At 73.1% G+C, this 18576-nt stretch carries 17 protein-coding genes and 1 pseudogene; 9 read left to right on the forward strand and 9 right to left on the reverse strand.

Annotation, left to right across the window (positions count from 1 at the left end):
• Positions 1–85: 85 nt before the first annotated feature.
• Positions 86–337 (forward strand): annotated as a pseudogene (locus tag ACZ5SK_RS10230) (PLP-dependent aminotransferase family protein); the annotation flags it as partial.
• Here the strand turns inward: ACZ5SK_RS10230 and ACZ5SK_RS10235 are convergent.
• Together ACZ5SK_RS10235 and ACZ5SK_RS10240 are read right to left on the reverse strand one after the other, a co-directional pair.
• The gene (locus ACZ5SK_RS10235) at positions 234–1154 is read right to left on the reverse strand and encodes a hypothetical protein (protein ID WP_334578748.1); all 921 of its coding nucleotides are present in this window, start codon (positions 1152–1154) and stop codon (positions 234–236) included. The pseudogene ACZ5SK_RS10230 and the gene ACZ5SK_RS10235 overlap by 104 nt on opposite strands.
• Positions 1155–1490: 336 nt before the next feature.
• Positions 1491–1934, reverse strand: coding sequence for a hypothetical protein (locus ACZ5SK_RS10240; protein ID WP_443041263.1), 444 nt, complete (start codon positions 1932–1934; stop codon positions 1491–1493).
• Between the two features lie 211 nt (positions 1935–2145).
• Between ACZ5SK_RS10240 and ACZ5SK_RS10245 the strand changes: the two genes are divergently transcribed.
• Positions 2146–3345, forward strand: coding sequence for a hypothetical protein (locus ACZ5SK_RS10245; protein WP_468575752.1), 1200 nt, complete (start codon positions 2146–2148; stop codon positions 3343–3345).
• Between the two features lie 81 nt (positions 3346–3426).
• On the opposite strand, the gene ACZ5SK_RS10250 is transcribed toward ACZ5SK_RS10245, so the two are convergent.
• Positions 3427–4206, reverse strand: a complete 780-nt coding sequence (locus ACZ5SK_RS10250; protein ID WP_361706210.1) for an NPP1 family protein — start codon at positions 4204–4206, stop codon at positions 3427–3429.
• A 184-nt stretch (positions 4207–4390) separates the two neighbouring features.
• Positions 4391–5179, reverse strand: coding sequence for an NPP1 family protein (locus tag ACZ5SK_RS10255; protein WP_334578752.1), 789 nt, complete (start codon positions 5177–5179; stop codon positions 4391–4393).
• Between the two features lie 269 nt (positions 5180–5448).
• Here ACZ5SK_RS10255 and ACZ5SK_RS10260 point away from each other — a divergent pair, with 269 nt between their 5' ends.
• From ACZ5SK_RS10260 to ACZ5SK_RS10275, 4 genes are all read left to right on the forward strand, one after another.
• A complete protein-coding gene (locus tag ACZ5SK_RS10260; RefSeq protein ID WP_468575754.1) occupies positions 5449–9249 on the forward strand; it encodes an nSTAND1 domain-containing NTPase in 3801 nt (1266 codons plus the stop codon).
• A complete protein-coding gene (locus ACZ5SK_RS10265) occupies positions 9237–9488 on the forward strand; it encodes a hypothetical protein (protein ID WP_334578754.1) in 252 nt (83 codons plus the stop codon). The genes ACZ5SK_RS10260 and ACZ5SK_RS10265 overlap by 13 nt, the downstream gene beginning before the upstream one ends.
• A gap of 167 nt (positions 9489–9655) precedes the next feature.
• The gene (locus ACZ5SK_RS10270) at positions 9656–10999 is read left to right on the forward strand and encodes a helix-turn-helix domain-containing protein (protein ID WP_334578755.1); all 1344 of its coding nucleotides are present in this window, start codon (positions 9656–9658) and stop codon (positions 10997–10999) included.
• Between the two features lie 39 nt (positions 11000–11038).
• Positions 11039–11482 carry a nuclear transport factor 2 family protein gene (locus tag ACZ5SK_RS10275; protein WP_361706202.1) on the forward strand — a complete coding sequence of 148 codons (444 nt, stop codon included), beginning with the start codon at positions 11039–11041 and terminating at the stop codon, positions 11480–11482.
• A gap of 9 nt (positions 11483–11491) precedes the next feature.
• Here the strand turns inward: ACZ5SK_RS10275 and ACZ5SK_RS10280 are convergent, their stop codons facing one another.
• Together ACZ5SK_RS10280 and ACZ5SK_RS10285 are read right to left on the reverse strand one after the other, a co-directional pair.
• Positions 11492–11779 carry a hypothetical protein gene (locus ACZ5SK_RS10280; protein WP_334578757.1) on the reverse strand — a complete coding sequence of 96 codons (288 nt, stop codon included), beginning with the start codon at positions 11777–11779 and terminating at the stop codon, positions 11492–11494.
• A gap of 40 nt (positions 11780–11819) precedes the next feature.
• A complete protein-coding gene (locus tag ACZ5SK_RS10285) occupies positions 11820–12176 on the reverse strand; it encodes an SDR family NAD(P)-dependent oxidoreductase (protein ID WP_361706199.1) in 357 nt (118 codons plus the stop codon).
• A gap of 30 nt (positions 12177–12206) precedes the next feature.
• Here ACZ5SK_RS10285 and ACZ5SK_RS10290 point away from each other — a divergent pair, with 30 nt between their 5' ends.
• Positions 12207–12995, forward strand: coding sequence for a GAF and ANTAR domain-containing protein (locus ACZ5SK_RS10290; protein ID WP_361706195.1), 789 nt, complete (start codon positions 12207–12209; stop codon positions 12993–12995).
• Between the two features lie 84 nt (positions 12996–13079).
• On the opposite strand, the gene ACZ5SK_RS10295 is transcribed toward ACZ5SK_RS10290, so the two are convergent.
• Positions 13080–13889, reverse strand: a complete 810-nt coding sequence (locus ACZ5SK_RS10295) for a hypothetical protein (RefSeq protein WP_334578760.1) — start codon at positions 13887–13889, stop codon at positions 13080–13082.
• 287 nt (positions 13890–14176) lie between these two features.
• Between ACZ5SK_RS10295 and ACZ5SK_RS10300 the strand changes: the two genes are divergently transcribed.
• Positions 14177–15139: a nucleoside hydrolase gene (locus ACZ5SK_RS10300; protein WP_334578761.1), complete on the forward strand. Its 963-nt coding sequence runs from the start codon at positions 14177–14179 to the stop codon at positions 15137–15139.
• Positions 15140–15185: 46 nt separating this feature from the next.
• Here ACZ5SK_RS10300 and ACZ5SK_RS10305 read toward each other — a convergent pair whose 3' ends face one another.
• Complete coding sequence (locus ACZ5SK_RS10305; RefSeq protein ID WP_457494600.1) at positions 15186–15542, reverse strand: nuclear transport factor 2 family protein; 357 nt, start codon at positions 15540–15542, stop codon at positions 15186–15188.
• A 79-nt stretch (positions 15543–15621) separates the two neighbouring features.
• Positions 15622–16596 (reverse strand): LAETG motif-containing sortase-dependent surface protein, encoded by a 975-nt coding sequence (locus tag ACZ5SK_RS10310; RefSeq protein ID WP_334578763.1) that lies wholly within the window; start codon positions 16594–16596, stop codon positions 15622–15624.
• A gap of 250 nt (positions 16597–16846) precedes the next feature.
• Here ACZ5SK_RS10310 and ACZ5SK_RS10315 point away from each other — a divergent pair, with 250 nt between their 5' ends.
• Positions 16847–18493 (forward strand): glycoside hydrolase family 13 protein, encoded by a 1647-nt coding sequence (locus ACZ5SK_RS10315; protein WP_457494599.1) that lies wholly within the window; start codon positions 16847–16849, stop codon positions 18491–18493.
• The last annotated feature ends 83 nt before the right edge of the window (positions 18494–18576 follow it).

Genomic DNA, 18576 nt, shown 5'->3' on the forward strand with positions numbered 1-18576 from the left:
ACCCTGCCCTCGTCCACCCCCTCCCCGCGTCGTCCTGGAACGGAGCGGGAGGGGCGGTTCGCGGGGTTCACGGCGCGGACCGACCCGCGCGCCTGTTCGCGCCTGTCTCGCCTGGTGGGAGCTGCCCGCGCGCTGGCGTGCCGACACCTTCACGGCCGCTGCCGCCGCGCACGGCATCGCCGTCACGCCGGGGACCGCTTTCGCCGTCGACCCGTATCGCACCCCGGACGGGGTCAGGCTCGGACTCGCGTCGGCTCCGGAGGGGGAGTTGACGTGGGCGCTGAGGGTCCTCGCCGGCGTCGCAGCCGCCGGGCCAACGGCGAGTGCGGGTGGGTGAGCCAGGTCGCCGCCGCCACGGTCAGGCCCACGGCGAGCAGGATCCAGGAGGCCGCGCGCAGGGTGGCGGTGAGGGCGTCGTAGACGGCGGCCGCGGCCGGGCGGTGGGCGGCGTCGGGAAGGCCGGCGAGGGTGAGGTGCCGGCCGATGGCGACGGCCAGACCCAGGAACGCGCCGCCCAGGGCCGTGCCGAGGGCCGTCGCCGTGATCGCCCGACGGCGGACGGCCGCCACGGCGATGCCGGCCACCGCGAACACGACGGCCGCCAGCGGCAGCCAGAAACCGGCTACGTCGAGCACGTGGTAGCCCTTCCGGAGTGCGACCAGTTCGTCGGGCGCAAGGAGCGCGACACGGGTGTGCTCCACGGGGACGCTGTCGGCGAACGGCACGTGTTCTGCGGTGAGTTGACGCTTGAGGGGGGTCGTCACGGCCGCGAGGTCCATGGTCACCGCGTGGGTGTCGCGGTCGGCGCCGTCGTCGTTCAGCGCCCTCATCACCGCCGTGTGCGCGGCCTCGTTGCCGGCGTCCCACGCGGTGCGGTAGGCGCGGGTCTCGGTGAAGGAGCGCACGGCGTCGCGGATGAACAGCCGGTCCGGGCCGTCCTCGACGCCGGCCTCGCGGGCCACGCCGTCGCCCAGCGTGTCCACGACCGCGTCGCGCACGGCGGGATCGGAGGCCAGCGGCCCCATCGTGGTGACGTACCGGCCGGTGTCCGTCAGGTCGTACGCCGCCCAGGCCGCCAGCGTGCCGAACGGCGCGAGGAGGCAGGACAGGGCGATCAGGACGGCCGAGGCGGCGGTCCGCAGGCTTCGGGACACGACACCAGGCAACGGGGTGGGCACGGGGCGCGCGAGCGGGGCTGGGCCACATGAGTGGCCGGGCCCAGATGAGTGGCCGGGCCCTCGGTTCCTCCGGTGGAGGGATCACCCGAACGGGTGTTTCCTGGTTGTGGAGAGACGGAGGCCGCACAGGTGCACGGGGGTTGGACCTCGTCGGGTGACCGGGACTGGAGCCCGGTCGGCCGGTGAGTGGAGGGATGAGGGAACGCAAGAGCCCCGGCCACCATGCCGGGGCTCTTGTGGGTCCCCTGACGTCCTTCTCCTGACGTCCTTCTTGTGTGTCCCTCTTGCTTGTGTGTCCCTCTTGCCGGTGCGTCAGCGGATGCGGTGTCCCTCCGCGTCCTCGCGCGTGTAGTAGCGGTAGAACAGCGTCGCGAAGACGAACACCGAGACCGCCACCGCCATGCCCGTCGAGCGCAGGACGCTCGCGCCGGTCTCGCTGTACAGGAAACCGAAGGCGCAGCCCGCGAACGCCGTCCACAGCAGGGCGTGCAGTTCGCGCCGCATGTGCGGGGCCAGGGCGTGGATGCCCATGTACAGCCCCGCGAACACGATCGCGCTCACGAAGCCGAGCAGCACGTTCCAGCCGGTGATCGGGCCGCCCGAGCGGTTGTTGGCCGCGACCCAGTAGCCGTAGACGAGTCCGAGCGTGCCGGGGACCGCCCACTGGGCGATCCGGTGGGTGCGTTCGCCGAAGACGTCCGGCGTTCTTGTCCCGGTGGTCGTTCGCATGCTTGACGCGGGTGCCGCATGAGCCATGAGAGGACTCCTCTCTCTCCTCGCCCCTGCCTTCCAGGGCACACCTGGGCGGGGACGGTGGCAAGTCGGATGCAGAGGGTTGTGACACGCAATGTGCGGAGAGTCTCAGGAAGCGCCTCTTGAGGCTCCCCTTCGCAGCAGCAGCGGTTACGGTGCTGAGGTACGTGATCGACAGGGGAGGGGAGGGGTGGGGACCGTGCAGGAGGGGACCATGCCCGGAACCGTGCTGCTGCTGGCGGCCGCGCCCGCGGGCAAGGGGTGTCTGGTGGACGCGGCCTCCGTGCTCCCCGTGCTGGCGGCCGTGCCGCCCTCGGTGCTGGCCGGCACCGACACCGCGAACGTCGTCGAGCTCGCCGATCCGCTGGAGCCGCAGGCCGTGCTGACGCGGCTGCGGGCCGCCGCGGCCGCGCCCGGGCCGCTGACGTTGTTCGTCGCCGGGCAGCTGCAACTCGACCGGCGGCAGCGGCTGCCGCATCTGGCGCTGGCCCGTACGACGCCCTCGACCGTGCGGTACACGGCGTTGCCGTGGCACTGGTTGCGGGAGGAGCTGCGGTTGCGGGCGGCCGGGACGACGACGGTCGTGCTCGATCTGCGGGCGGACGCGGAGGTGTGGGAGTGGCTGCGCGGGAACGTGCTGGACTGCGGCGTCGGGGTCGCCTTGTACGGGCGGGTGGCACAGCCGCCCGCCCGGGGCCGGCGGACTGTCGCCGCTCCGTCCTACATGAAGGCCGTCGCGACGATACTGCGCAGCGGCGGACGGCCTGAGCTGGACCAACTGCACCAGATGGCCCTGTCCCGAATCGGAGGCGAGGGCGAAACCGGCGACCTGGTGTTGTTCGCCCCCGCTGCCCCCGCTGCCCCCGCTGCCCCCGTCGCACCGGCCGCACCTGCCGCCTTTGCCCGGCCCCGTCCCCCGGGGGCTTCCGTCCCCGACCCGCCGCTTAGGCCCGGAGGGCCTCGCCCTCACACTCCCCCGGACGGGCCGGAGGGTGATCCGCACGCCCGTATCTCCGCCGCTGTTCAGGCCGGGCGGCACGTCGACGCCGATGCGATCGCCGCGCGGTGGGAGCAGGCCGCCGTCGCCGAGCACGGAGGCGGGTCGCAGGAGGCGTTGCACTGGGCCGAGGTGCGGGCGGATCTGGCGATGTTCGCGGGGGACGCCGAGCGCAGTTGCCGTACGTGGATGGCGGTGGCCGTGGCTCGGCTGGAGGCCGGGCAGCCGGTCGACGCACCTGCCGTGGAGGCGGCCGTGGACCGGGCGCACCACCAGTGGGGGCGGATCGGCGCCGCGGATCGCGCCCGTGAGCTGGGGCCCGCCCTCGCTGAGCTGCGGGCCCGGGTGCCCGGTCGGCGGGAGGGTGCGCTGGACCACGTCCAGCAGCAGTTGCGGCAGTTGCAGACCCACGGGTGAGGTGAGTCGTCCCGGCGACGGGAAGCGGCCGCCGACGCGAGGGGAAGTGTGCGTCGGCGGCCGCGGCTGCGGGGCCCGGCGTCAGAAGGCGGGGACCTCGGACGGGCGGGCCTTGTTGATGTTGTCCTGGAAGTTGCCGGTCAGCGGGAAGTTGGCCTTGCCCCACTTGGAGTTCCACAGGGCGTTGCGCGGGGTGTCGTCCATCTGGTGGATGTCGACCAGGGCCGGCTTGTCCCAGCCGCCGTTGCCCCAGGCCTGCGGCCGCTCGCCCCACTTGGCGAAGCGGAAGGCGTGCGTGCCCGCCCCGTCCTTGTGGTAGACGATCTGGACGTGGTTGCCGTCCATCGGCACGTCCTTGACCGCGTGGGTGCTGTAGCCGTGGTGCCGGGAGGCGGCGATGTAGCGGGGCTTCTCCTCGCCCTGCTTCTGGAAGACGATGACGTTCTCCCAGTCGTTGCGGTGACCGAAGGCGTCGGCGCCGTTCAGGGTCTGGTCCTTCTCGAAGTACAGGGCGTAGATGTAGGCGCACCAGCCGTTCTTGCACCATGACTGCGTGTACGTGTTGGCCTTGCCGAGGTGGTTCGTCCGGCAGCCGCCGGTGATCGACCCGCTGTTCTTCAGGCCGCCGTTGAGGTGTCCGCTCGCGTCGACGGCGGCGGCGGGGAAGCAGCTGTCGGAGTCGTAGTCGAACTCCGGCATGTACTTGAGCTCGAAGGTGCCGGCCTTCTGCGTCAGCGGCTTCAGGATGGCGGCGTCGGCGCTGCCCGCCAGACCGACGGCGAGGGCGGCGACGCTGCCCGCGACCACGGCGACCTTGCCGAGCCGGGACATCGTTGTCTTCTTCTTGGGGGCCTTGGACATGCTTGGTCTCTCCCGTTGCGAAGTGGGGTCCGTCGCACACCAGGGGATCCGGCGTGACGACACCGAGATTCGCAACGGGAGAGTTGATTGACAGCCCTCCCCAGCAGGGCAATCAATGTCTGTCAGGGTGATCAGAGTTTCTGCGGTGGCTCAGGCCTGGCGGTGTCTCAGGCGTAGCGGTGTCTCAGGCATAGGGGTCGAACGTGATGCCGCTCGGCTTGGCCTTGTTGAGGTGGTCGGCGAACTTGGAGTCCTGGAGGGGGAGGTTCGCGTCGCCCCAGTCGGAGGCGTTCAGCTTGTCGCGCAGGCCGGTCGCCATGTTGTCCCAGGTGATCAGGTTCTCCTGGTGCCAGGCGCCGGTGTCGTTCTCCGGCGTCTCGCCCCACTTGGCGAAGCGGAAGGCGTGGGTGGACGCGCCGTCCTTGTGGTAGACGGCCTCGACGCGCTGCCCGCTCATCGGGACGTCGGCGATCGGGTGGGTGCTGAAGCCGCCGTGCGCGGAGGCGGACAGGTAGGACGGGGTGTCCGCGCCCTGCTTGACCCAGACGACCATGCACTCCCAGTCGTGGCGGTGGCCGATGCCCGGGGAGGCCTCGTCCTTCTCGAAGTAGCTGGCGTAGACGATCCCGCACCAGCCGTTGTTGCACTTGGCCCGCGAGTAGGTGTTGGCCTTGCCGAGGTGGCCGCTGCGGCATTCGCCGGTGATGGGGCCGGTCGGCTTGAGGCCGCCGTTGAGGTTGCCGCTCGGGTCGATCGCGGCGGCCGGGTAGCAGCTGTCCGAGTCGTAGTCGTAGACCGGCTCGAAGTTCTTCTGGAACGCGGTCGCGTTCTCGGGCAGGTTCTGCAGCACGCCGGCGGAGGCGCTGCCGGTCAGGCCGACGGCGAGGGCGGCGGCGCTGCCGGCGACGGCGGCGGCTCGGGCGAGGCGGTGGGGCACGGGGGGCTCCAGTCGACGGGGGTTCGACCTGAACATGACATCCAGGCGCCCGAAGACTGGCAGTCCGAAAGCGCTGGAGAAAGGCTTTTCTACGAACTCGCGTGGGCTTTTCGCCGAACTGATCACGAGAACCTGTGAGCCGCCGACGGGCATCGTCCCGCCGGCGACTTCGTCTCCGCCCGGGTGACAGTGACCCGCACCACGTCACCCCTCCGACATCTGATGTCAACCTGCCCGTTGCCCGACGACTCGTATGGTCGTGGCGCTCGATGTCGCTTTCGCCAGGTGTACGGAGGTACGAGCGCATGGGACGTCCCGAGAGACCGGTGGACCCGCAGGCCGGCCCTGTCCAGCGCCTCGCCCATCAACTGCGCGAGCTGCGCAAGGAGGCCGGCAGCCCCTCGTACCGCGCGATGGCGAAGACGGCGGGCTTCTCCGCGACCACCCTGTCCCAGGCCGCCGCGGGAGAGCGCTTGCCGTCCCTGGCCGTGGTCCGCGGGTACGTGTGCGCGTGCGGGGCGGACGTCGGGGAGTGGGAGACCCGCTGGAAGGAGGCCGAGGCCGAGGAGGCGGGAACGACGCGCGAAGCGGACGACGACGTGTCGCCGCCGTACCGGGGGCTGACCCGCTTCGAGCCGGACGACCGCGAGCTGTTCTTCGGCCGGGACCGGCTGGCCGAGCAGCTGAACCGGCTTATGCGCGATCACAGGTTCGCGGTGTTGTTCGGCGCGTCCGGCAGCGGCAAGTCGTCCCTGCTCAGGGCCGGGCTCATCCCCCGGCTCAGGGACGAGATCGCGGCCCGCGGGCGACCGGCGGTGCTGCGCGTCCTCACCCCGGGGGACCGGCCCGCGCAGACGTACGGCCATCTGCTCACGCCCGCCGAGGGGGAGCCGGAGAGCTGGGTGGTGGTCGACCAGTTCGAGGAGGTCTTCACCCTCTGCCGGGACCGCGCCGAACGCGCCCGCTTCCTCGACCTGCTGCTCGCCGCCCGCGACCCGGACAGCCGGCTGAAGGTCCTCATCGCCGTACGCGCCGACTTCTACGCCCGCTGCGCCGAGCACCGCGGCCTGGCGGACGCCCTGAACGACTCCGGACTCCTGGTCGGCGCGATGACCGCCGACGAACTGCGGGACGCGGTGGTCAAACCGGCGCAGGCGGTCGGGCACCTGGTGGAGCGGGAGCTGACCGCGAAGATCGTCGAGGAGGTCCTCGACCAGCCCGGCGGGCTGCCGATGCTGTCGCACGCCCTGCTGGAGACCTGGCGGCGGCGCAAGGGCCGCATGCTGACGCTGGCCGCGTACGAGGCGGCGGGCGGGGTGCGCGGCGCGATCGCGGCCAGCGCCGAGGACGTGTACGGGCAGCTGACCACGTCCCGTCGGCGCGCCGCACGGCAGCTGCTGCTGCGGATGGTCGAGCCGGGCCGGGACGCCCCCGACACCCGCCGCCCCCTCACCCGCGGCGAACTGGACGAGTGGGCCGACCCCGACGTCCCGGTGGTGGTGGAGCGGCTGGCCCGCGCCCGGCTGGTGACCGCCGACGAGGTGGGCGTCCATCTCGCCCACGAGGCGCTGATCACCTGCTGGCCCCGGCTGCGGCGCTGGGTCGACCAGGACCGCGAACGCCTGCGCCGGCACCGGGCCCTGACCGAGGCGGCCCGCACCTGGCTGGAGCACGACCGCGACCCCGGCGCCCTGTACCGGGGCGTCCGGCTCGACCACGCCGAGGAGCACTTCCCGGACCCCGGGCAGGACCCGGCGCTGACCGCGACGGAACGGGAGTTCCTGATCGCCGCGTTCGCGGCCCGCGAGGCGGAACGCCGGGCCGCCGCCCGCTCCGCACGCCGGGCGCGGACCGCGCTGGGCGTGCTGTCGGCCGTCCTCGTGGTGGCGCTGGTGGCGGGCCTCGCCGCCTGGACCCAGCGGCGGGACAACGAGCGGCGCGCCACCGAGGACGCGGCCCGCCGTCTCGCCTCCGTCGCGGACAGCCTGCGCACCACCGACCCGCGCACCGCACAGCTCCTCGGCGCCGCCGCCTGGCGGGTGGCCCGTCTGCCGGAGACCCGCGGCGCGCTGCTGGGCTCGCTCGGCCAGTCGGAGCTGGACGCCTTCGGCGACCCGGCGTCGGGCGACGGCCTCTCGCGCTATCTGACGGACTCCGGGCGGACGTTGCTCAGCGCCCAGGGACGCGAGTGGCGGACCTGGGACGTGGCCCGGCACCGGCGGATCACGTCCGGACGGCTGCCGCAGTACCGTCAGGTGCAGGCGGCGAGCCCCGACGGGCGGCTGCTCGCGCTCCTCGGGGACGACGGGGTGCGGCTGTGGGACACGGTCGCCGGGCGGTGGCGCGGCGACCCGCTGCCACAGTCGTCCACGGTGGATTTCTCCGGGAGCAGCTACCTCGTGTCCCACACCGACGACCCCGATGTGCAGGTGCGCTCGGTCGCGGACGGCAGGCTGCTGTTCCGGACGCAGGCGAAGGACTCGGCGGCGGTGGCGGCGAGCCCGGACGGCTCCGTGGTGGCGGCGAGCCCGGACGGCTCCGTGGTCGCGGCCTGCCCGAACGGGGACGGCCCGCTGCGGGTACGGGACCTGCGCACGCAGCGCGCGGTGCACGGCCGCTGGGAGCGTACGGCCGCGATCTGCGGCGACCAGCGCTCGACGCTGGTGCTCGGCGGCCGGCAGCAGCTCGCCGCGGTGACCCCGACCCGGGTGCTCGTCTGGGACCTGCGGTCCGGGAACCAGCTGGCCGACCTCTCCGACGCCGCGGTGTCGTACGTCTCCTTCAGCGCGGACGGCAGGTTCCTGGCGACCGCCGACGCGCAGGAGGTCAGGGTGTGGCGGCCGGGCGTCGAGGCCCCGGTGTTCCGGCACTTCCTGAACAACCAGCACCTGTACGGCGGCCTGGCCTGGGACGCCTCGCGCCCGCTGCTGCGCTACCTGGAGGGCGGCACGGTGCACACCCTGGACGTCTCGGCGGCCGTCACCTCCGCCTGGCAGAACACCCCGTTGGATCAGGTGCTGCTCAGCCCGGACGGCCGCACCCTCGCCACCGCGAGCCGCACCGGCGACCACTACCGCGTCGAACTGCGCGACACCGGGGACGGACGTCTCCTGCGCACGCTGCCCTCCCCGCGGCTGCCCGTCTCCACCGACCCCTCCTCCCCCGTGTCCCCGGAGGACACCTCCGCGCTGCTGGCGTTCAGCCCCGACAGCAAGGCGCTCGCGTACGGCGTCTCGGCCCCCAGCAGTGAGACGTCCCGGCAGCCCCTGACGATCTGGGACGTCACCCGGGGCCGCACCCGCACGACTGTGGACCTGGCCACGAAGACCTCGACCGGGGCGGTGGTCACCATCGCTCTCGGCCCGGACGCCCGCACCCTCCACCTGACCCGTTCCAGCCTCACCATCATCGGCACCGGGGGCGTCGGCACGCTCGTCAACGAGACGTGGGACACGGCCAGGGGCCGCAGAACGGCGGTCCTGCTCACGCTGTCCAGCAGCCACCTGGCCGCCCGCCCCGACGGCCGGATCCTGGTCGGCGACAACCGGATCGCCGCCCTGCCCGCGGGCCGGGTCAGCGGCCGGGCCCTCGTCCAGGGCGACGGGATCGGCGCCCTGGCCTTCGCCTTGGACGGCTCGCTGCTGGCGGCGGGCGACCAGACGGGACGGGTCGCTCTGTGGGACGGCCGGCTGCGGCAACGCGTCGGCGTCCTGCGCAACGTCTTCCGCGTCCTGCCGGACGACATCGGCGACGGGGTCTTCGGCGACACCTCGGAAGCGGTCAGCGCCCTCGCGATCAGCGCCGACGGCAAGACGCTCGCGGTCGGCGGCGAGGCCGGCAGCCTGCAGCTGTGGGACATCGCCACCCAGGAGCCGCTGGGCTCTCCCCTGACGACGTCCGGCGAGGAGATCGACACGGTCGCCTTCAGCGCCGACGGCCGCACGGTGTACGCGGGCAGCGTGCACGTGCCGTTGCAGCGGTACCCGATCGATCCGGCGCGGGCGGTCGAGACGGTGTGCGCACGGACCTCGGGGGCCGGGCTGACACGGGCCCAGTGGCGGACCTACGCGCCCGGTGTGCCGTACCGGAACGTGTGCGAGGGCTGACGGCCGCCCTGCGCGGCGGTCAGCTCCGCGAGCCCCCCGACACCGGAAGCGTCCCGTCCGCCCCGGACACGCTCGCCCCGGACCCGCCCGCGCCGGACACCCTTTCCTTCTCGGGCACCCGCTCGCCGGACACCTTCGGGGACGTCGGTGTGGTGCCGGCGGCTCCGGCCGGGCCCACGTTGGCCGCGGTGATCAGCGCCGCGATGGTCAGCAGGGCGGCCGCTACGGCCCTGACATAGGGCACGGAAGGGCGTGCGGATGTGCTTCCGGGCACGGCGACCTCGCAACGTCGGCGACTGCGAAACTCACGTCAGCCAGCTATTAAGCGTGCTTAACTCGCTGTTTAACCTAGGGGCTGAGATAGTCCAACGGCAAGAGGGTCAAGGAGAGTTGGGGGAGCCGGGGCGTGGCAGAGCGGGACGAGCCCGAGGTCGTCGGGCGCCGGGTGCAGCGGCTGCGCATCGAACAAGGGCTGACACAGCGGCAGTTGGCCGAGCCGACGTACACCCCTGCCTACATCTCCACGCTGGAGGCCGGCCGTGTGCGGCCCTCCGACGAGGCGCTCAAGCACGTCGCCGAACGGCTCGGCGTCGACTTCGAGGAGCTGGCCACCGGCCGGCCCGCCCGCCTGGTCACCGATCTGCGGCTCCGGCTCACCGAGGCCCAGCGGGCGCTGGCCACCGGGGACGCCGAGGACGCGGCCCGGCAGTACACGGACCTGCTCGCGGAGGCGGAGGAGCACGGGCTCGCCGAGGAGCAGGCCACCGCGCTGCTCGGGCTCGGGGAGTGCGGGATCGACACGGGCGACCTGGACGCCGCCCGCCGCTTCTTCGAGCGGGCCGAGGGCGCGCTCGCCGACGCCCCGCTGCCCGCCCGCGTCCCCGCCCTGCGCGGACGCGCCGTCGCGCACTACCTCGCCGGTGAACTCCGTTACGCGGTCTACCTGTTGGAGTCCACCCTCGACGAGCTCAACCGAGGCGGCCTGCACGACCCCGACGCGCTGCTGCTGCTCTACGCCTCCGTCATCGGCCCGTACATGGACATGGGCGCGCAGGCCCGCGCCGCGCAGGCCGCCGAGTTCGCTCTCGCCCTCGCGCCCCAGGTCGGCGACCCCGCCCTGGTCGCCCGTATGCACCGGTCCGTGGCCCGCACCCTCCTCGCCGAGGGCCGCCTCACGGAGGCCGACGCCTCACTGGCCAAGGCCGCCGAGCTCTACCGTCAGCTCCAGCTCCGTACCGAGCTGGCCAACTGCCACTGGATGCGCGGCTACGTCTACGCGCAGAACGGCGAACTGGAGCGCGCGGAAGGCGAGTTGAAGGCGGCCCAGGCCATGCTGTCGGCACAGCGCGCCGCCCTCTACAGCAGCCAGGTCGCCGTCGAACTGGCCGACGTCCTGCACCGCAGGGGCAGGTCGCAGGAGGCCGCGGCGCTGCTGCACGACGTCCTCGGGGAACTGTCGCCGGAGCGCGGCGCGGTGCACGCCGCGGGAGCGCACCGACTGCTCGGCATCATCGCCGAGGACACGCGGGACACGGACGCCGCGGAGGAGCACTATGTGCGGGCGCTCAGCCTCCTGGAGCGCGCGGGCGCGGCAGGCGACCTGGCCGACCTGTGCCGCCTGCTCGGCGACCTGCTGCGCCGCACGGGCCGCGTCGAGGCCGCCCTGGACGCCTACCGCACCGGCCTCAGCCACCGCACGGCCCCGGGCACGACGACCCTGGGCCCGGCCCCGGCGCAACCACCGCTGTAGCCGTCTGTACCTGTTACATGCGATCACATGGGAGGTTTCGTGGGTCCGAGTCCGCGCGAGGTGTTTCTCCGGCTTGTCCATGGGGTCGCCGGGGGAGAGTTCGACGATCTGCCCGACCTGTACGGCGAGGTCACCGACGTCCGCCACCCGATGGCGACGCCGGAGTCCGAGCCGTTGACGAGCCGGCGCGCGCTCCAGGAGCACTTCACGGTGCCGCCCGAGGCTCGGGCGTCCCTCCCGAAGAGACGGGTCGTCGACGTCGTCGTCCACGAGACCGCCGACCCCGAGGTGATCGTCGCCGAGTTCGCCTATGAGTTCACACAGCCGGACGACTCCACGGCCAAGGTGCCCTGCGTGTTCGTCATGCGCGTCCGGGACGGCCGGATCATCGAGTCGCGCGACTACATCGACCCGATCCGCACGTACACGGCACGCGGAGACCTCGACCGCCTCATCGCAGCGCTGCACACGAACGCGTCGTAGGCGGACGGGCTAGCCGAGACCGCGATGGGCGGCCCACAACCCCCCGGCGCGGTCGGCCGCTTCGGCGACCAGGGCCGTCAGCTCGGGTTCGTCGGGGACGGGGAACGAGACGTATGCGCCCCGACCGCCGCTGACCGGCCGGCCGTAGGCCTTCGCGGCGAGGCGACCATCCGGGAGGAGCCGGACGTTGAGCGTGGTCAGCGTGAACGTCTCACCGCGTCGGGTGTCCGTCCAGCGGAGCTCCTGTGGGACCGTGACGTTGATCGCCAGAGCGCTTATCTCCAGGTCGCTGCTCATCAACGGATGATCTCACGCGGGTCCGTTGCCCGCAGGACGCTCAGCCGAGAAGGACACGCCGGCACGACAACGCGGTCAGCGGGCCCGGTAGCGGGAGGCGAGTTCGGGGCTCTGTCCGTTCGAGGCCGCGCAGCCCGGCGGTGACGACGCCGGGGCACAGCACCTGGACCTGGACGCCGGTGTCCTCCAGTTCGGCGGCGAGGGTCTGTGACATGGCCACGAGGTGGGCCGGCGAGCCGGCGTAGACGACGCGGCGGGGCATGACCGAGTCCTGACCGCCGGTGCTGGACGCGGTCACGGTCGCGCAGGTGAAGCAGCCCGTGGACCCGTACGAGAAGCCGTAGAAGCCGTGGCGGATACCGGTTTCCCCGGTGGGCGGGGGGTACCCGGCGGCCACAGGATGTGAGCGGGCCCGTGGACGGAGGCGATGGCCGTGGGCGACCAGGAGCGGGAACGGGTCGCCGACGTCATCTCCCTGGAGCTGCGCGGGGCCGGTCCGCAGGACGTGCCGCAGCGGCTGTGCGACGCGGTGCTGAAGTTGCTGCCGGTGAGCGGCGCGAGCGTGTCGCTGGTCGGCGACGGGATGCCCGTACCGCTGGGGGCGAGCGGCGGACGGGCCGCGTATGTGATGGAGATGCAGGTGAGCCTCGGGGACGGCCCCTGTCTGGAGGCCGCGGAGACCGGTTCGGTGGTCGTCGCCCCGGACCTGACCTCGGACCGGGACGCCGTCCGCTGGCCGGTGTACGCCCAGCAGGCGGCTGCCGCCGGGGTGCGGTCGGTGTACGCGCTGCCCCTGGGCGACCGCGCGGTGTGCGTGGGCACCCTCGACCTGTACCGGGACGTCCCCGGCGAGCTAGCCGGGGACGAGGTCCGCACGGCGCGGATGGTGGCGGACGTGGTGACGGCGGCGCTGGTGGCCCTGCCGAGGGCCGGGCGGAGCGGCGGCGAGGGCGGCGAAGGCGGAGCGGACGGCTCGGACGGTGGGGACGGTGGGGACGGTGCCGACAGCGCGGGCTTCTGGCTGAGTCCGCTGGCCACCGACCACGGCGAGGTGTACCGGGCCGTCGGCATGGTGATGGCCCAGCTCGGCGTCGGCGCGGACGAGGCGCTGGCACGGCTGCGGGGCCAGGCCTTCGCGAAGGGCCGGTCGGTGCTGGAGCTGGCCCACGAGGTGGTCGCCCAGCGGACCCGCTTCGACGACGACTCGACCGTCTGAGCCGCGGTCGTCATAGGCGCCCGTCTCCTGGACCTGCCCGTCTCCTGACCTGCCCGTCTCCTGGACCTGCACGTTTCCCGTTCCTCAGACCTGCACCTTTCCTTGCTTCCTGACGTCCGCCAGCCGCCGTACGCCGAGCTGGACGGCCGCCTGGGTCGCCGCGTTCGGGGCGTCGGCGAGGCCGCCGTTGGTGAGGGCGAAGGCGTCCTCGCCGGCGCGGACGGCGGCCACGTCCAGGGTGAGGACGGTCGGATCGCCGCCGGGGTTCTCCTCGGCCGTCGCCCAGACCGTCAGGGTCACGCGCAGGCCCTGGCGGACGTCGCCCACCTTCGGCAGCGCCAGCTCGGAGACCTGCACGTCCAGCACGGTGTCGCCGGTGGCCTTGGCCGCGAACCGGGCGCACGTCCGCGGCATCGTCTTCAGCCAGGCCAGCGTGCGGTCCACGGCCGCCGGGCTGTTGCCCGTGAGCTGGTAGCGGAGCTGGGCCGCGGTGTCGGGGTCGTCGAGTCCGACGACCGCGCGGGCGGGGCCGCCGAGCAGTTCGTCGGTGTAGAGGGCGTCCAGGAGCTTCTGGCAGGCGGGGGTGGAGGTGGTCGCCTTGAGCATCCCGTCCCGCCAGGTGGCCGCGCCGCGCGTGGGGATCCAGGGCGCGCCGAGATCGGTGTCGGTGATGAGGGCGGCGTGCGCCTGCGCCTCGGTGAGGCCGGGGGCGGTGGCCGGCGCGGTGGGCTTGGCCGACGTCCGCTCGACGGTGGGGACGGCGGGTGCGGCGGTCGGCGGGTGCTCCAGACCGAGGGTGGCGCAGCCGGCGGCGACGGCGGCGACGGTGCCGAGGAGAAGGGTGGAGGCCAGGGCGGTGCGACCACGGGTACGGCGACGGGTACGACGGGTCATCGGGGGTGCCTCCAGGAGTACGCGCGGGGATGCCGGGGCGCGGGGGTGCGGAAGTGCGGGGGTGCCTCCCTTCAAGGCAACACCGCCGCCACGGCGCGACCAGCGCGGCGGGCCGTACGGGTTACCGGCGTTGCTGCGGGCGGGTGGCGGGCGTGGGTGGCCGGGGGCGGGTGGCCGGCTTGCGGGGCTCGGCGTCAGCGACGGGCAGCGGCCCGCGGTGCCGGGGTGTGGGAAGGGGACGCGCCCGCATAGGGTCGGGAACGACCGTGGTGCGGAAGGAGTATCAGGTGACCGAGCAGCCCATTCCCGTGATCATCGACTGCGACACGGGTGTCGACGACGCCCTCGCCCTGCTGTTCGCCGTCCGCCATCCCGGCCTGGACGTGCGGGCGGTGACCTGTGTCGCCGGCAACACGGACGTGGACGGCGTCGTCCGCAACACGCTGACCGTGCTGGAGCACGCGGGCGCCGGGGACATCCCGGTCGCCCGGGGCGCCGAGCGCCCGCTGATCGAACCGGTCCGCGTGGCCCGGCATGTGCACGGTGAGGACGGCATGGGCGACCTGGGCCTGCCCGCGCCCACCCGCAGGCCGGTGGACGTCGACGCGGTGACGTTGCTGCGCCGCGAGATCCTCGCCTCCCCGCGCCCGGTGACCCTGATCCCCACCGCGCCGCTGACGAACATCGCGCTGCTTCTGCGCACGCACCCGGAGGTGGTCCGCAACATCGAGCGGATCGTGTTCATGGGCGGCGCGGTGACGACCGGGAACGCCACGCCGGTCGCGGAGTTCAACGTGTGGCACGACCCGGAGGCGGCGGCGGTCCTGCTCACCGCCGGGGTGCCGATCACGATGTACGGCCTGGACGTCTTCAAGCGGGTCCTGGTCCCGGCGGCGGACGTGGCACGGCTGCGGGCGAGCGGAGAGCCCCGCCTGCGCCTCGCCGGCGAACTCCTCGCCCACCGTGACCCGGCCACCTCCGGCGACCCCACCCCCACCGGCGGCCTCGGCGACGCGGGCGCGGTCTGCGCGGTGGCCGACCCGGCGGGCCTGACCACCGAGCTCCTCCCGGTCGAGGTCTCCCTCGCCCCCGGCCCGTCCCGCGGCCAGACGATCGTCGACCGCCGCCCGCGCCCCGGCGAGGCCGAGATCCACGGTGGCGTCCGCGAACAGGCCCTCGTGGACGTGGCGTTGGACGTGGACGTGGAACGCTACGTGAAGCTGTGGCTGACGACGGTCGAGGGGCCCTAGGCCAGGGCCCCAGGGCAGGTCCTGGGCCTGATGCCGGTTGATCGGCTCACACGCGGCCGCCGAAGAAGACCTGCACCTCCCGGATGAGGCCGTCCCGGACGGTGATCGCCTCGACGTTGCGGTGTCTGGCGCCCGTGGTGAGCCGGTACTCGTAGTACGCGAAGACGAGTTCGGAGTCCGCCGGGGTGATGTGCAGCAGTCGCTGCTCCGTCATCAGGTGGGCCGTCGGGAAGCAGCGCTCGAAGAACGCCGCCTTGTCGATGTGGTCGTCCCGGGGGCTGGTGAAGGTGAAGTCGTCGGCGTACAGCGTCAGGGCCGCGTCGCGGTCCTGGGCCCTGTAGTGCCGGAACGCGGCCTCGACGACGTCTTTCGGCCCGCCCGGAATGCCATGAGTGTCCCTCATGCGGCAACCGTAGCGCCGGGCCGGTGTCCCAGCCCGTCGGGGGTCTGGCGGCAGAGCCCCCAGACCCCCGACGTGCCCGTCAGGCGCGCGTCGCCTTCCGGCGGCGGGTCGCGACGACGATGGCCGCGCCGCCCGCCAGCAGGGCGGCGGCCCCACCCGCGATCAACGGAGTGTTGCTGCTGGCGCCGGTCTCCGCGAGGTCGCCGCCGCCGCCGTTCGGCGTGGCCGCCGGCGGGGCGGTCGACTCGGAGGCGGACGCGGACGGCGACGGCGTGCCCGACTCCGACTCCGACGCGGACGGCGACGGCGACGCGGACGTGCTCGTGGACGCCGACGGCGACGGCTGCGTCGGCTGCGAAGGCGACGGGGAGGACGGCGTCGACGGCGTTCCGCCACCGCCGGCCGGCGGGGACGACGGCGGCTGCTCGGTGACCGTGCAGTCCTTCGTGCCGCCGTTCCAGGCCGCGATCAGCTTGTCCTTGATGACCGGGCGGTCCGGCCCCTTGGGCAGGTCCCCGTGGACGAAGCCGTCCTTCGCGTCGAGCTTGCCGTCGAACTTGACCGCGCCCCGGTAGAGGTCGATCTGCGCGTAGCAGCCGGCGTCGGGCACGGCGATGTCGAGGGTGTCGGTCTGCCCCGGCTTGACCGTCACGCTGTCGAAGTCGACGAAGACCTGCTCGCCGGAGGTCTTGAAGCTGGCGCCGTGGGCGAGGTAGGAGGCGAGGGAGGCGGTGCAGGTGGAGGCGTCGCCGGCGGCGCGGACCGTGATGTGGACCTTGCCGTCCTTGCTGGGCTTGAGATTCTGGTCGTCGACGCGGACGGAGTCGAAGAACTTCGTGCCGTCGAGCGAGAACTGGCAGCGGTCGGTGCCTGTCTCGGTGCCCGCGCCGGTACCCGGCTGGTACTGGCCGCCGGACTTCCAGCCGTCGCCGCCGGGCGCCCCGGTGCCGGCGAAGGCCCCGGAGGCGGCGGCGACGGAGGCGGCGCACAGGGTGAGCGAAGCGGCGCCCGTCCCCAGCAGGCGGCGTACGGTGACACGTCTCGCTATGGACATGTGGTTCCCATCTTGGCGAGTGCCAGGGCTGGTCGGTCGGATCCGATTGGTCAGATCAGAAGAAACACGGGGCCCGTCGGTCACGGGCGCCACGGTGTGGCCCCATCGTCGTGTGGACGCCAGATCGCTGTCAACCTGCTCCAAACACAGTGGAGTTCAAATATCCGTCACAATTTCCCCGCGTACGGAATGATCTGTTCCGAACGGTCCGGGCGTTCGCCTTCCCGGCAATTTGGACAGTCATCTCCCCATGACCGACTTCTCCTCCCACAATCCCGACTGGTGGCGTCAGGCCGTCGTCTACCAGGTCTATCCGCGCAGCTTCGCCGACGCCGACGGCGACGGCCTCGGTGACCTGCGCGGTGTCACCGACCGGCTGCCCCACCTGGCCGCCCTCGGCGTGGACGCCCTCTGGCTCTCCCCGTTCTATCCGTCCGAACTGGCCGACGGCGGCTACGACGTCGCCGACTACCGGGACGTCGATCCGCGGCTGGGCACTCTCGCCGACTTCGACGCCCTCGCCGCCGAGGCCCACCGGCTCGGCCTGAAGGTGATCGTCGACCTCGTCCCGAACCACACCTCCCACCAGCACGTCTGGTTCCGGGAGGCGCTGGCCGCCGGCCCCGGCTCCCCGGCCCGCGACCGCTACGTCTTCCGGGACGGACGCGGCCCGAGCGGTGAACTGCCGCCCACCGACTGGCAGTCGGTCTTCGGCGGCAGCGCCTGGCAGCGCGTCCCCGACGGCCAGTGGTACCTGCACCTCTTCACCCGCGAGCAGCCCGACCTCAACTGGGACCACGAGGAGGTCCGCGAGGACTTCCGCACCACACTGCGTTTCTGGTCCGACCGGGGCGTCGACGGCTTCCGCGTCGACGTCGCCCACGCCCTCGCCAAGGATCTCGCCGACCCCCTGCGCGACCTGGGCGACCCCGAACTCAGCGGCGAGCAGGCCCTCGTACACCTCCCGCCCGGCACCCACCCCTTCTACGACCGCGACGAGGTCCATGAGATCTACCGTGACTGGCGCCGCGTCCTCGACTCCTACACCCCGCCCCGCACCGCCGTCGCCGAGGCCTGGGTCCCGGGCGCCCGCCGCGCCCTGTACGCCCGCCCGGACGAACTCAACCAGGCCTTCAACTTCGAGTATCTACAGGCGAGTTGGAATGCCGAACAGATCCGGGCGGTCATCGCCGACTCCCTCGCCACCGCCCGGGCCGTCGGCGCCTCGGCGACCTGGGTCCTGTCCAATCACGACGTCGTCCGGCACGCCTCCCGCCTCATGCTCCCGCCGGGCACGGACCAGAACGCCTGGCTCCTCTCCGACGGCCGCGCCCCGCACGTCGACGAGCCGGCCGGCCTGCGCCGGGCCCGCGCGGCGACGCTGCTGATGCTGGCGCTGCCGGGTTCGTCGTACGTCTACCAGGGCGAGGAGTTGGGCCTGCCCGAGGTCGCCGACCTGCCCGTGGAGGTGCTCCAGGATCCGCTGTGGGAGCAGACGGGCCGCGCGAGCAAGGGCCGCGACGGGTGCCGGGTGCCGCTGCCGTGGACGACGACGGGGCCGTCGTACGGCTTCGGCGCGGCCGGCGCGTGGCTGCCGCAGCCGCCGTACTTCGCGCGGTACGCCGTCCAGGCGCAGGACGGCGTGGAGGGCTCCACGCTGGAGCTCTACCGCACGGCCCTGCGGCTGCGCCGCAAGCTGCTGGAGGGCGAGGAACTCACCTGGGCGCTCGAAACCCCGCCGGGCGTGCTGTCCTTCGCGCGCTGCGACGGCTGGCGCTGCGTGACGAACCTGTCGGACACGCCGGTGCCGTTGCCGCCCGGGGAGGTGCTGCTGAGCAGCGCACCGCTGGCCGGCGACGGACGACTCGCCCCGGACACGACGGCCTGGCTGGCCTAGGAACGGGTCCCGCCCCCGGGCCGGTCCCGCCCGCGTTCCGCGAACTGGAAGTGAAACATTCCGCTACGGCCACCTCGTCGGTC

This window comes from Streptomyces sp. NPDC031474, assembly GCF_055581185.1.

Excerpts from the sequence above, each read along its gene's own strand:
- ACZ5SK_RS10250 (WP_361706210.1), bottom strand. The coding sequence starts at position 4,206 with ATGTCCAAGGCCCCCAAGAAGAAGACAACGATGTCCCGGCTCGGCAAG.
- ACZ5SK_RS10240 (WP_443041263.1), bottom strand. The coding sequence starts at position 1,934 with ATGGCTCATGCGGCACCCGCGTCAAGCATGCGAACGACCACCGGGACA.
- ACZ5SK_RS10255 (WP_334578752.1), bottom strand. The coding sequence starts at position 5,179 with ATGTTCAGGTCGAACCCCCGTCGACTGGAGCCCCCCGTGCCCCACCGC.
- ACZ5SK_RS10280 (WP_334578757.1), bottom strand. The coding sequence starts at position 11,779 with ATGAGCAGCGACCTGGAGATAAGCGCTCTGGCGATCAACGTCACGGTC.
- ACZ5SK_RS10305 (WP_457494600.1), bottom strand. The coding sequence starts at position 15,542 with ATGAGGGACACTCATGGCATTCCGGGCGGGCCGAAAGACGTCGTCGAG.
- ACZ5SK_RS10290 (WP_361706195.1), top strand. The coding sequence starts at position 12,207 with ATGGCCGTGGGCGACCAGGAGCGGGAACGGGTCGCCGACGTCATCTCC.
- ACZ5SK_RS10295 (WP_334578760.1), bottom strand. The coding sequence starts at position 13,889 with ATGACCCGTCGTACCCGTCGCCGTACCCGTGGTCGCACCGCCCTGGCC.
- ACZ5SK_RS10315 (WP_457494599.1), top strand. The coding sequence starts at position 16,847 with ATGACCGACTTCTCCTCCCACAATCCCGACTGGTGGCGTCAGGCCGTC.
- ACZ5SK_RS10260 (WP_468575754.1), top strand. The coding sequence starts at position 5,449 with ATGGGACGTCCCGAGAGACCGGTGGACCCGCAGGCCGGCCCTGTCCAG.
- ACZ5SK_RS10245 (WP_468575752.1), top strand. The coding sequence starts at position 2,146 with ATGCCCGGAACCGTGCTGCTGCTGGCGGCCGCGCCCGCGGGCAAGGGG.
- ACZ5SK_RS10310 (WP_334578763.1), bottom strand. The coding sequence starts at position 16,596 with ATGTCCATAGCGAGACGTGTCACCGTACGCCGCCTGCTGGGGACGGGC.